Origin of the sequence: Micromonospora sp. NPDC047074 (genome assembly GCF_040643815.1) — a bacterium.
Taxonomy (GTDB): Bacteria; Actinomycetota; Actinomycetes; order Mycobacteriales; family Micromonosporaceae; genus Micromonospora.
Genome location: NZ_JBEYVB010000015.1, coordinates 80,580 through 93,323, shown reverse-complemented (window position 1 = coordinate 93,323; position 12,744 = coordinate 80,580). Strand labels below are relative to the sequence as shown.

7 protein-coding genes and 1 pseudogene are annotated in these 12,744 nt (G+C 69.2%); 4 read left to right on the top strand and 4 right to left on the bottom strand.

The genetic code is table 11. The features are described 5' to 3' along the window. Nucleotides 1–392 precede the first annotated feature (392 nt). The gene (locus tag ABZ809_RS19860; RefSeq protein WP_357564020.1) at nucleotides 393–788 is read right to left on the bottom strand and encodes a hypothetical protein; all 396 of its coding nucleotides are present in this window, start codon (nucleotides 786–788) and stop codon (nucleotides 393–395) included. Between the two features lie 31 nt (nucleotides 789–819). Beyond that, the gene (locus tag ABZ809_RS19855; RefSeq protein ID WP_357564019.1) at nucleotides 820–2,829 is read right to left on the bottom strand and encodes a hypothetical protein; all 2,010 of its coding nucleotides are present in this window, start codon (nucleotides 2,827–2,829) and stop codon (nucleotides 820–822) included. A 619-nt stretch (nucleotides 2,830–3,448) separates the two neighbouring features. On the opposite strand from ABZ809_RS19855, the gene ABZ809_RS19850 reads away from it, so the two are divergent. Beyond that, nucleotides 3,449–5,650, top strand: coding sequence for an NACHT domain-containing protein (locus ABZ809_RS19850; RefSeq protein ID WP_357564018.1), 2,202 nt, complete (start codon nucleotides 3,449–3,451; stop codon nucleotides 5,648–5,650). 99 nt (nucleotides 5,651–5,749) lie between these two features. Next, nucleotides 5,750–6,134, top strand: a pseudogene (locus tag ABZ809_RS19845) (IS481 family transposase); the annotation flags it as partial. 221 nt (nucleotides 6,135–6,355) lie between these two features. On the opposite strand, the gene ABZ809_RS19840 reads toward ABZ809_RS19845, so the two are convergent. Beyond that, the gene (locus ABZ809_RS19840; RefSeq protein ID WP_357564017.1) at nucleotides 6,356–8,566 is read right to left on the bottom strand and encodes a DUF6055 domain-containing protein; all 2,211 of its coding nucleotides are present in this window, start codon (nucleotides 8,564–8,566) and stop codon (nucleotides 6,356–6,358) included. Between the two features lie 855 nt (nucleotides 8,567–9,421). Between ABZ809_RS19840 and ABZ809_RS19835 the strand changes: the two genes are divergently transcribed. Both ABZ809_RS19835 and ABZ809_RS19830 read left to right on the top strand, forming a co-directional pair. Next, a complete protein-coding gene (locus ABZ809_RS19835; RefSeq protein ID WP_357564016.1) occupies nucleotides 9,422–9,721 on the top strand; it encodes a transposase in 300 nt (99 codons plus the stop codon). Between the two features lie 263 nt (nucleotides 9,722–9,984). Then, on the top strand, nucleotides 9,985–11,322 hold the full coding sequence (locus ABZ809_RS19830) for a peptidase C39 family protein (protein ID WP_357564015.1): 1,338 nt from the start codon (nucleotides 9,985–9,987) through the stop codon (nucleotides 11,320–11,322). 425 nt (nucleotides 11,323–11,747) lie between these two features. On the opposite strand, the gene ABZ809_RS19825 is transcribed toward ABZ809_RS19830, so the two are convergent. Continuing rightward, nucleotides 11,748–12,728: a YafY family protein gene (locus tag ABZ809_RS19825; RefSeq protein WP_357564014.1), complete on the bottom strand. Its 981-nt coding sequence runs from the start codon at nucleotides 12,726–12,728 to the stop codon at nucleotides 11,748–11,750. Between the last annotated feature and the right edge of the window lie 16 nt (nucleotides 12,729–12,744).

The following is a 12,744-nucleotide window of genomic DNA, read 5'->3' as shown; positions in this document are numbered from 1 at the left end:
TACACCATTTCTGGTGTCGCCGTCGCTGAATTACGACGTGGCGCTGAATGGGTTCTTCCTTGATCCTCCATGCGGGCGGCGGCGGTGACGACGCAAGCAGGTATGCGCGGGATCTGGCAGGGATCCTGTCGTTTCTGTGGTCGGCGCGGGGGAAGCGGTCGTGGCGGGAGGCCACCGAAGCTGATCACGTCGCCTACCTCGTGTGGCGGCGCCGGGACTCAGATGGGCCGCGCGTGGCCGGTGCGACGTGGGACCGGGAGGTCGCTGCGGTGAACCGCTTGTGAGTTCGCCGAGAAGTGGCCGTGAGTGCCGGCCTGGCCGCACAGGTCTTGCATGGCGACCGTACTTCTCGGCGATGTGCGGCCCGCTGGCAGACGCTGAATAGCGGCGGGCTACAGGTTGTTGATTCGGGCCAGTAGCTCTGCCTCGGTCAGGTTTTCCAGGACCGCGTCCTGCTTGCGGCCCAGGACCGCCAGCAACTTCTCCTTCTCCAGCTTCTTGGCCGCCGCCGCCTTCGCCGCCTGGTCCTCCGTGAGGCGAACGGCGATGACGTGCTTGACGACCTCCAGCTTGGTTTCCAAGGTTGCCTTGGCCGGATTGGCCTCGGTGGCCACGAACGACTCGGTGTCGACGGCCTTGAGCTCGGCGTTGACCGCCTTGGCCACATCATCGAGGCTGAAGCCGGACCTGGCGGTAAGCGGAAGCTCCCACAGCTGTTCCGTGGTCAGCAGTCCCTTGGCCGACGGATAGCGGAACTTCTCCCGTGTGGCCTTCTCGAAAATGCTCACGGTAGCCTCTCTGGAATATCTGGGTAGGGAATCAGAACTGGATGCTGATGAGGCGGCGCCGGCCGCCGGTCATGGTCACCTTGGCGACCACAGAGCTGCGGACCGTGGAGCTGAAGCCGAGGCCGGACAGCTGATCCGGAGACGGCTCGCACTTGGTGCGATCGCCGAGAACCTCGAACACCTTGCGGTGCGGTTGCAGGTCGCTGCGGAGGAACTCGTTGTAGATCCCCCGCGTCGGCTGGTCGTTCACGCACCCCTTCAGGATGAAGAAGTAGTGCCGGTTGCCGACCTCGTTGTCGTCAAAGTAGTTCGGCGAGTACATGATGGTGGACACCGGTACGAACTGTTCGGTGGTGATGCCCCACAACTCCCTGCCCGCACTGCCCGGCTGCACGTCCTTACCCGGCCGGAAAGCGGTGATCACCCCGCCGGCAACCGTCATCCGGCCCACCTCGACGGTCTCCTTGTGGCCGACCGCGCGCTCGTGGCTGTAATGCTCGATCTTCCCGTTGCTCTCGGTCTCGATCACGAAGCCGACCTGGGCGCTGTCCCGCTTGCGGTACTGGTTCACCTCGATCCGGTACTCACCGTCGGGGACACGGTCGGTCCAGGTGACGTTCTCCACCGGCTCGCGGGAGAGCGTCCCGCCGGCGTTCATGTCGACGTCCAGCTTGTTGCGCTTCTCCTGGTACCAGATGTGGTCGCCGTTGGGTTCGTACACATGCAGGTCCAGGTCGTCGTGGTTGAACCAGGACAGGCTCACCCGCAGCTTGCCGCTGACGTTGCCGCCGGCCCGCTTGACCTTCTCCCTGATCGAGTCGGTGACGTTGCCGCCGTACGACCAGCCGAAATCGTTGTCCCACTTGAACAACCGCGGAGCAGCCGGGCACCTGCCGGTGGTGAGGCTGACGAGATGTGGCTCGTAGGTGTTGGCGACCCACAGGTCGATGGTGGCGGCGCCGGGCAGGATGTCCTTCATGAAGGAGACCACGGGAATCTCCTCCGGCTTGGCGTCGCGAAGGCGCACACCTGACGACCGGATGGTGGCCGCCTGCATGAGCAGCCCTTCGATGCCGTCCTTCATCCGTGCCTGGGTGTCGTTGTCGACCCACAGCACGTTGGTGACCGACACGTCGGACAGCCGGGCGAACCGTCGCTGCAACGACTCCTCGATGCCCAGCTCCGCAATGGTCCTCATGGCGGCCTTGACCATGCCCGGGGTGATCAACGCCGTGGGGCGCTGGTAATTCTGCGGCGCCACCTTCGCCTCGAACGACCGGACCGCCTGCTCCAGGTCGACGCCCGCAGAGAGATCCTGGACGAGGGTGCCGATCACTGTGTTGCGGAGCCGGGCCGCCGGGTTCATGGCGTTGGCGAAGACGAAGGCACGTCGATCGGTCGCCTGGGTCCACCGGTTCTGCAGCGAGCGGAACTCGGTCACCGCCCGACGATGCTCCGCGCCGCGGTAGAGGGCGTTGTCGTCGACGAGGTCGACGACGGTGTCCAGAGCGTGCCGGGTCAGCTCGGCCAGGCCACGCTGGAAGACCTGCACCGCGGCGTCGAAGTTGCCCTGTGCCGCGCCGACGTCCTCGATGCGATGCCGATTCTCCACCCGGCCGTGCAGGTGGTGCCACACCTCGACCTGGCCGTCGCGCAGCGTTCGGGTGGTCTTCGTCCCGTACTGCGCCTGAGTGGACCGGAAGATGGTGGACAACGGCAGCGAAAGAACGAACTCGTCCAGAGCGGCGGCGACGACGGAGAAGACCGGGTCGGATGCCGACACCCCGGACCAGAGAGTACGGACCCGCCCATCGTGGATCTCGACGACGTTGCCGAAGTGCTTGATGAAACCGCGGCAGGTCGAGCAGTCGTACTCGGATCGCTCACGGAACCGCAGATTGGTGCCGGCGGGGAAGGAATCGAGAAAGGTGAGCCAGAGTGAGTCCCGGTCGAGGCCGTCGCCGACGACGTACAGCTCGCCCTTGGACATCGTGGACAGACGCGAGGTCACATCCGTCACGAACTGCTGGAAATCGCCCACCGTTTCATCCCCCCTGATCGCCGGAGATCCTACGCAGCGATCGCCAAGCGGAGAAGCGCGTTTCCGGCTGTCCGCACGGTCACAGACGGGCGCCGGTGGCCGGCGGTCAGTCGACCGGAGTGCGTACGGCGGTGGGGTGCCCGGGGAGGCAACCACAGCGTGAACCGGGATGTACTCAACGGCGCCACCGGCCAACTGGCGGAAACTGCTGACGGCCGGGCCATCACCAACTCCTGGCCTCAAGTCCTGAGTTGGCGCGAACTGATCCGCCTCAACCGCCACGTGCCCTCAGCCAGCCCGCAACGGGTTAACGAACGCCGCCAATGCTCCGAGCGGCCACGATCCTTGAAGACCTCTAGCTGTGGTGACTGCGGGGGAAGCAGTCCTATGACTACAAGCGATTCGGTACTCGGAAGTGTCCCTGAGCGCTACTACGTCCACAACGAGGACCGCGGTGAAGCCCTGCACCGATCCGCGGCCGAGGCCATCCACCGCGACGTGACCGCCTGGCCAACGGCGCTTCCCACGCCGGCCGGCTTCATCCCTGACTCCCGCGACAGGAGTCGAACCTGCACACGGCGGCACTGTAGGGCGGGCGTCCCCCGTACATGATGAAGGAGTGTGGCGCGACGACTCCTGGAGATCTCTGCGGTGGGGCCTGGCGGTACTGGCCCTCCTGCTGACCCTCGGCGCCGGGGTGAGCTGCGTGGCGCAGCTGTCAGAGCGGGGGCTGGACCGGGCCGACAAGATCGCCAGCGTCGGCAGCCTACTGGTAGGGATAACAGCGCTGTTGCTCAGCGGGATGGCGCTGCGGTCGGGAGCCCGGACCGACGGTCAGTCCACGTCGGCGACGAACGATCCGACGACGACGTCGGACCGGGCTGTCGCCAGCCTGGCCGAGGCGGTACGGCGGCAGTGGGCCACCGAAGTGGAGCTGCGACAACTGCGCCAACCACACCCGCTGCGACTGCGCTGGTCGAGCAGCGGACGACCGGTGTCACCGCGTCCGGATGTGGTGCTGGGTGGCGGACCGGTCGCCGGCCGACCGACCCGCCTGCGGCTGCACGGCGACCTGGAGACGATGGTGTCCGCGTTCCACCAGTTGCCCCGCCGGCAACTGGTGGTGCTGGGCGAGCCGGGCGCGGGCAAGACCGTCCTGGCCATCCTGTTCACCCTGGGCCTGCTGGACAGCCGACCCCCGGCCGGGCCGGTACCGGTGTTGGTGGCGCTGTCGTCATGGAACCCGGACACCGAGCACCTGTACGGCTGGCTGGCCCGACGCCTCGTCGAGGACTACCCCGCCCTGGGCAACGTGCGCCGGTTCGGGCCGGACGCCGCTGACCGCCTGGTCCGCAACGGGCGACTCGTTCCGGTCCTCGACGGCCTGGACGAGCTGCCCCCGGCCCTACACACCGCCGCGCTCGCGGCGCTCGACCAGGCTCTTAACGACGGTGCCGCGCTGGTACTGACCTGCCGCAGCGCCGAGTACCAGGCAGCGGTGCTCGGCAGCGGCAGGTTCCTGAGCCGGGCCGCGGTGGTGGAGATCGAACCCGTCGACGCTGTCGACAGCATCGCTTTCCTCGCCGCCGCGCAGCCGGTCGGAGACCGACGCTGGAAACCGGTCTTCGACCGGCTCGCGGTGCCGGGTGACCCGCTCGCCCGAGCCCTGTCCACACCGTTGATGGTCTACCTGGCCCGCGTCGCGTACACCCATCCGTCCACTGATCCGGCCGAACTCTGCGACCGCGACCGCTTCGGCACCGTCGCGGCCCTCGAAGGGCACCTGCTGGACGCCTATCTGCCCGCCGTCTACCGCCACCACCCGAACCTGCCGCAGGCGGGTGGCACCCGACCCGCCGCCGTCACCGGGTACCGCCCCGAGCAGGCCCACCGGTGGCTGGCGTGGTTGGCCCGACACCTGCACCACCAGCAGACCGGCGACCTGGCCTGGTGGCAGCTGCACCGGGCGCTGCCGCAGCGCGGCCTCCGCCCGCTCGGTGGGGCCGCACTCGGCCTGGTCGACGGCCTGGCCACCGCGGTCGCGGTGGGGATCGGGCTCGGGCCCGGCGGTTTCGTCGCCGGCCTCGCCGGCGGACTGACAGCCGAGTTCGTGGCCGGGGCGATCGCCGGGCCGCCGGCACAACCCAGGCAGGTCGACACCAGGCTCCGGTGGCGGCAGCGACCAGCGGGGCGTGAGTTCACCGCCGGCCTCACGATCGGCCTGGGAATCGGCCTGAGCATCGGCCTGGTCGCCGGGCTCTCCGGCGGAATCGACGTCCGCACCGGGGTGACCGCCGGGCTGCTGGGCGGGCTGGCGACCGGGCTGACCGGCGGAGTCACCCAGTGGTTGAACACCCCGGCGGACACCATCCGGTCGCCCAGCCCACCGGCCAGCCTGCGCGACGACCGGACCGCCAGCGTCCTGCGCACCTTCGTCGCGGTCTTTCTGACCTGGCTGGCGGTGGGCCTGGTGATCGGGACGGTGGTGCCGGTCGTGGTCGACCCCTACGCCGGGCTCGCGGTCGGGCTCGCCGGTGGGCTGGTGGCCGGCGTCGCGGCCGGTCTCGCCGACCGCCACGCGGCCGGCAACCGGGACGGGTTCTCCGCCGGACTGGTGGGCAGCGGATGGGCCTGGTCACTGGTCAGCCGCAGCTGGCTGGCAGCCACCGGCAAGCTGCCCTGGAATTTGACCGGGTTCCTCGACGACGCCCATCGGCGCGGTGTGCTGCGCCAGGCCGGCGCGGTCTACCAGTTCCGCCACGCGAGCCTGCAGGAGCGACTGCGCACGGGAAGCGACGACGCGCGCCTACCGGACAGCTGACCCGGCTGAGGACTGCCACTGGGCGTACCAACGTCCCGAAGCGCCGACGGTGAAGCGGTGGGCGCTGCGCTATGCCGAGCTCGGCGAGGCCGGCCCGCCTCGACGGTGCATGCGGTGCTGATTCGCTGTCGGGTCAACCGCCTGTCACACATCGACCGGCGCACCGGCGAACCGGTGCGCCGCTACGAACCCGACCAGCCCGGCGACATGCTGCACATCGACATCAAGAAGCTCGGCCAGATTCCCGACGGCGGCGGGTGGCGCTACGTCGGCCACGCCCAGGGCAAACGCCACCGGGAGGCCACCGCCCGCCGCACCGGTTGCCCGCAACGGCCTATGGCAACCACAGGTCGGGACCGCGTTCGTGCACACCGTCGTCGACGACCACTCCCGGGTCGCGTACGCCGAAATCTGCGCCGACGAGAAAGCCGCCACCGCCACCGCCGTGTTACGCCGCGCCGTCGCCTGGTTCACCAACCGAGGGGCGGGACAGCCGCGCTTCTCGAGAGCGGCATGCCGAGGGGGATCCGTGGTTGCGGGTCGTGCTGAAGGTCGTTGCGCGTCGGGAGCCGGGTCAGTCGGTGTGCGCGATCGGCTTTGGTGTGCGCGGTGCGTCGCGGTCGGTCGGCAGGCACCGCGGCGGTCGCCGGGACGGCCGGGTGGTGCGAGTGCGAGCGGCCGCGACGCACCGCGCACGTCGGGGAGTTACGGGGAGAAGGCCTTCACTTCGAGGAGGCCGACCGAGGCGGTCCCGTTGGCCTGCATCACGACACGGAGTCGGGTGGTGCTGACCGGGGAGAAGGTGACGGTGTTGTAGGTGTTGGCATTCGTCGGGTGTCCGCTGGTGGCGGGCACGTCGGCGTAGGCGCTGCCGGTCCAGTACTGGAGTTTCCAGGAGGTGGGTAGCCGAACGCCGCCGTTGTCGTCGAACAGGTAGACCTGCGCCCGGTTCAACGTGAGCGTGCTCGGCCACGTCAGCTCCGCCCACTGTTGGCCGGTTTCCGGCCAGGTGCCCCAGCGGGGATTGGCGGTGTCGTTGGACGAGGCCGGCTCCATGCCGTCGTTGATGGCGTTCACCGATTCCCACGGGGAGGTGTAGGAAGCCGAGGCGACCGCCGTACGGGCCTTGTTGTCACCGGTCGGCGGGGGCGGGGTGGTGCCGTTGATCGCCAGGTCGGCGCTGGGGAATGCGCTGAACGACGGGTTGATGTCAGCCTCACCGCCGGCGCCGTCACACCGGCGGTCCGGGTTGAACAGCAGGTAGGTGCCGGACGAGCAGGCGAACGCCACCTCCGCGTCGCCACCGACCACGACGGTACCGGACAGGTTGGCACCGCCCTGGATGAGGGCGTTGTCCTTGACGACGGCGTTGCCGCCGACGGTGCCGCCATTGACCCAACCGAGGCCTTCGACGCGGGCGTTGCCGGTGACGGTGCCGGCCATCACGGCCGCCGTCGGTCCGACGTACGCGGTGGACGCGACACTGGCGTTGCCGGCCACCCAGCCGCCACCGTTGGAGTGCCAGCGGCCACCGTTGGTCGCGGCCGGCTTGACGTAGCCCGGTTCGAAGCCGGACGGGGTCGCCCCGGAGACCCGGAACTCGTAGGGGAAGCGGCGCGACTTGGTGTAGCCGTCGAGGAAGGCGTAGTGCGGCACCGTGGTCGGCGTGGCGGTGACGACCAGCCACACCTCGTTCTCGCCGGACTGGAGCTGGAAGTCGACCTGCCCGTCGGTGCCGGTCTGCAGCGGCGAGTAGCGCGGCGTACCGTTGCGGACCGCGACCAGGCCGAACGTCCAGCCGGTGGCACCGGTCTCGGCGTGCCCCTTGAGACGGAGCCGAACCATCCCGCCGTCGGCCGACGGGACCAGCTTGATCTTGTTGAAGCCGTAGTCGGAGGGCGCCTGCCGAGGGTTCATCCGGTAGTGGCTCTGCCCCTGGTCGACGGCCTCGACGTTGCCCCCGTTGTAGGCGGTGAGGAAGCCGCGCCCGTACACGTTGTTGATGAACGGCATCAGGGTGGACCGGTTGCCGAAGTCGTAGGTGACCGTGTGGGTGGCGTACTCGCCGAGGCGGCGGTTCAGCTCGGTCTGGGTGATGCCGGCGATCCGCCGGTACGTTTCGAGTGGGTGTTCGGTGTTGCGGGCCTCGTTCCAGATCCGGTTGAACATGGCCAGGCCGTCGCGGTCCTTGATGTACTGCGCGAGCATCCAGGCGCCGTAATGATGCCGGCTGGAGCTGTAGTAGAGATTCTCCGAGCGCAGCCAGCGGGTGAGATCGCCCGCTGCCGTGGTGGGAAGCGCCTGCATGGCCATGAACTCGGCGCTGGCTTCCCAGAAGGTGCCGGCCCAGGCGGCGGTGAACCCGTAGCCGGGTCTGCCGAGGAACGTGTAGTTCTGGAAGACGTGGGCGAGCTCGTGGGCCAGTCCCCACGAGCCGGGCAGGGCCGCGCCGGGTGCCACGTTGATCACGCCGACCCGGCCGTCCACCGAGCCGCCGGTGGCCCAGGCGTTCAGCTCGGTGCGGTTCCAGGTGTTCGTGATGATCACGATGATCTTGTGCTGGGCGAGGAGTCCGGTCTCCGGCGTGAACTGCATGGTGTTCACGTAGAAGTTGTAGAGGTTCTCCAGCTGGGTCAGGATGTTCGCCGGGTCGAAGTTGTAGGGCGAAGGCGCCGACTGCGGGTTGGTACCTGATTTCTCACCCCAGAGCAGGATGAAGTTGGTCGACTCCCGGGTGCGGTTGGCGGCCCACGGCACCTCGCCGGTCTGGGTCCAGCGGGCGGGGATGTAGACGGTCTTGGCAGCCGCGGAGGCCGGGGTGGAGAGTTGCGGCGTGAAGGATGCGCCGGCGAGCAGCGTGATTGCGAGGAGGGCGACCAGCCAGGGGTGCCGTGTTCGCGCACGGGGAAGCAGCATTGTGGTGATACCACCTGTCGGAGAGTCGGTGATCCACGGCGTTTCAGACGTTTCGGTGACCGTCGGATCACGGTTGGCGCAGACATCCGCGACCGTTGGGGTCGCTCAAAATCAATAGTCGGATATCGATGCAGCTACCATGCACCACGAAAACGATTTCGGCAATATTTCGGGGAGCTGACGTCGGGAAGTGCCCGGCCGCCACGTCAGGCTGGTAGCGCGCCGGCCCCGTGCCCGCATCTCCGGTCGGACGCCGAGGGGCGTTGTCCACCCGCGACACGGCTCGCGACGACACCCGGTGAGGAGTGCGGCGACTACCGGTCGTCAGCGAGCTGCAACAGGCCCCGATCCGTCATCAGGCGAGGCTTGTCAGCCGGGGTCCGGCGGTATCCGAGCCGATGCATGTACCAGGCGTCGAGAGCGTCCGTCCGGCTCGTCAGCAGCTCCAGCCTGCTGCTCGCGGTACTTTCGCCGGTCCCTGATCCGGGGCGCGCCAAGCTGTGTGGGCTCGCGATGCACGACATCGGGATCGGTTCGGCTGCCTGACCCGACACCACGGGTGGACGCGGGCATGGAACGGGCTCCCGGCCGTGGCAGCGGGAGCCCCGTTCTCATCACGACCGGGCACGGGGAACACCGCCACTCGAACCCGACCGGATCTATCAACCATCCTTCCCCAGGCCGAGCCCCACAAACCACACCAACGCCGCCGGGGTTGCTTGTCCCAGCGACACTAATCACCGCTCGGTAAACGCCCACTCCACCGAGTAGTTGTCAAGGGGTTCGTCGTGGTGATGGCCTTGGCCGGACTGGCCGCATGTGCGGGTGCGCCCACGGCGACCGAGGCACCCGCCGATGGGCGTGGCCAGGACGAGGATCGCGTGGAAGTGCCTACCGCACGACTTCCCGCCGGCGAAGACGGTCTACGACTTCTACGCCAAGTGGGAAGCAGACGGAGCCACGCAGCGGATCCGTGGCCAAGGGGTGGGGGTCGATGGTGGCTACGACACCGCCGTACGAGCGCACGGCGCCCGCCTCGGCATCGACGTTGAGGCCGTACCCCGCCACGCCCGCAAGGGCTTCCACGTCCAGCCCCGCCGGTGGGGACGCAGCCTGCGCGTTCGCCAGGTTGGGGTGGATTCTCCGGTGAGGTAGCGGCTCATTGTGTAGCCATCATCGCCCGGGCGCGTTGGGAAGGGCCTCGTAGTCACGGACGAGTCGTCGATGCTGCATGAGCCAGTCCAAGGTCCGTTCCACGACCCCCAGCGTTCGACGATGATGTCAGCACTTGTCGATACCTTGACTCATTCCGACCGGATCCTCGCGCCGGCAATGATTTTCCATGTATAGACCTCTGGCGAAACTTCCCTCCAGGCGGGACAGTGAACGGCAACGATGCCTCACTCTGTGGAGCTGCCATGCCCATGACACCGCTGCGTGCCGTCGCCCTCGCGGGTGCCACTGCGCTCGTCCTTCTCGGGACCGCCGCCCCCGCAGGGGCCACCAGGCCGGCCACCGGAGCCAGCACGGTCACCCACGACGAGCAGATCACCTGGCAGGGCTGGTCCGGCCCCACCCTGTCAGCCGGCGCCACCGCCGGCACTACCGTCACCGCCGCCGGGCTCACCCTCGGCACCCCGGCCGGCACCACCGTCTACAAGGACCCGCACACCAGCATCAGGCGGACCTGGGCGTACGGCACCTGGACCTCGCCGCTGACCGAGGTCGGGTTCGGCGCCAGTGAGCTGGTCGCCTCCTGGAACGCCGACACCCCGGCCGGCACCTGGCTCCAGGTCGAACTCCAGGGCACCTACACCACCGGCACCCGCACCCCGTGGTACGTGCTGGGGCGCTGGGCCTCCGGCGACACCGACGTCAAACGGACCAGCGTCGACAGGCAGGGCGACAAGACGTCCAGCATCTGGACCGACACCTTCGCCATCGACAACGCGAGCGCCGGGGTGCTGCTGCGGGCGTACCAGCTCCGGCTGACCCTCTACCGCGACCCGGCGCAGACCGCCTCCCCGCTGGTCCGCTCGGTCGGCGCGATGAGCTCGAACGTGCCGGACCGGTTCACCGTCACCCCCAGCGCCGGCCACATCGCCTGGGGCACCGAGCTGGCGGTCCCGCGCTACTCGCAGAACGTCCACGCCGGCCACTACAGCCAGTACGGCGGCGGCGGTGAGGCCTGGTGCTCGCCGACCTCCGTCGAAATGGTGATCGAATACTGGGGCCGGAAGCCCTCCGCCGCCGACACATCCTGGGTGAACCCCGACCACGCGGACCCAACGGTCGACCACGCCGCCCGGATGACCTACGACTACCAGTACAAGGGCACCGGCAACTGGCCGTTCAACACCGCGTACGCGGCCAGTTTTCCCGGGCTGGAGGCGAAGGTGACCCGGCTGCACTCACTCGACGAGATCGAGCACTTCATCGCCGCCGGCATCCCTGTGGTGACCAGTCAATCCTTCCTCGCCAGTGAGCTGACCGGGGCGGGCTACGGCACCGCCGGGCACCTGATGGTGGTTGTCGGCTTCACCGCCACCGGTGACGTGATCGCCAACGATCCGGCCTCCCCCAGCAACGACGCGGTACGGCACATCTACTCCCGGACGCAGTTCGAGCAGATCTGGCTGCGGACCAAGCGGACCACGGCCAGCGGCGGCACAGGCAGCAGCTCCGGCGGCATGGTCTACCTCATCAAGCCGACCGGGGTGGCCTGGCCGCAGGTGCCGGACTCCACCGCCTGGTAGCGACGGTCGGCACCGTAGCCGTCGGGCACCGACACCGACCCTCCATCGATCGTCCCTTCCGAAGCTCCTGCCGCGCCTGACAGCAGCCGGCAGGTATGTCCCGCCCGCCTCACTCCGGGGAGTTCCCATAGTCAGAGGAAACCTGCGCGTGGTCGCCCTCGCCGGCGTCACCGTGCTGGCCATGCTCGGCAACACCAGACGCGCAAACCGCGGCGGCGGTGGCCCAGGCGTTCGACGGCACGCTGGCCGAGCTCCTCGGCGCCCTCGGCGTGACCGGTGCCGGAGGCGAGGCGGTCAAGCCGGCCGACGTCGCGGATCGTGCGACCGGAGCCGAGCACCAACGCAGCGGCTGGGCGGCGGAACTCCTCGGGTACTTCCAGCACCAGATCGAGCCCGACGCCCCCCGACGACCGCCGGCACCACGTCTACCCCGTCGATCGGTCGTCCGGCTGAGCCGCGGCGACGTACCGGGCGGCCAGGGCCCGCAGGAAATCGCGTAGCTCCGGCGGGTCCAGCACGGTGAACGGCGCCTCGAACTTGCCCAGGTAGGTCACCAGGTCGTGCAGCGAGTCCGTGCCGGTCGCCAGCTCGCACTCGTCGTCGCCGTGGGGCGTGAGCCGGCCCGATGTCGGCGTGCTGCGCTCGGCGATCACCGCGGCCGGCGCGGCGAACCGGACCCGCACCCGGTAGCGGAACGGGGCGGTCGTCACGCCCCGTAGCACGTGCGCGGCGGCGTCGCCGCCCGGCGGCTCCCGCGGTACGAATCGGGGGGTCGGAAGATCCTGCGGCAGCGGCGTGATCCGGTCGGCGCGGAACGTGCGCCAGTCGCCGCGGTCGGTGTCCCAGGCCAGCAGGTACCAGCGGCGGCCCGTGTAGACCAGGGTGTGCGGCTCCACGTCGCGCACGCTGCCCTCGCCGTCGTGCCCGGAGTAGGCGAACCGCAGCCGCTCGTGGCTGTGGGCGGCCGACGCGATGCGGGTCAGCGTGTCCAGGTCCACGGTCGGGCCGCCGCCGGCCGCCGCGACGGTCGTGGACCGCAGCGCGTCGATCCGCGGCCGCAGCCGGCCGGGCAGCGTCCGCTCGAGCTTGGTCAGCGCCCGCAGCGAGGCGTCCTCGATCCCGGCCACGCTGCCGGCCGCTGCCGCCCGCAGCCCGACCGCCACCGCGACCGCCTCGTCGTCGTCGAGGACCAACGGCGGCAGCGCGCTGCCGGGACCGAGCCGATACCCGCCGCCCGGGCCGGTGGCGGCATTGATCTGGTACCCCAGCTGCCGCAGCCGGTCGACGTCGCTGCGTACAGTGCGGGTCGTCACCTCCAGGCGGGCGGCCAGCTCCGCGCCCGCCCACTCGCGCCGCTGCTGCATCAGGGACAGCAACCGCAGCAGCCGCACCGACGTCTCCAACATGTTCCGGATCATAAAC

What these genes read in the sequence shown, in the direction of transcription:
- ABZ809_RS19825 (WP_357564014.1), bottom strand. Translation starts at nt 12,728, where the DNA reads ATGTTGGAGACGTCGGTGCGGCTGCTGCGGTTGCTGTCCCTGATGCAG.
- ABZ809_RS19840 (WP_357564017.1), bottom strand. Translation starts at nt 8,566, where the DNA reads ATGCTGCTTCCCCGTGCGCGAACACGGCACCCCTGGCTGGTCGCCCTC.
- ABZ809_RS19830 (WP_357564015.1), top strand. Translation starts at nt 9,985, where the DNA reads ATGCCCATGACACCGCTGCGTGCCGTCGCCCTCGCGGGTGCCACTGCG.
- ABZ809_RS19835 (WP_357564016.1), top strand. Translation starts at nt 9,422, where the DNA reads ATGGGCGTGGCCAGGACGAGGATCGCGTGGAAGTGCCTACCGCACGAC.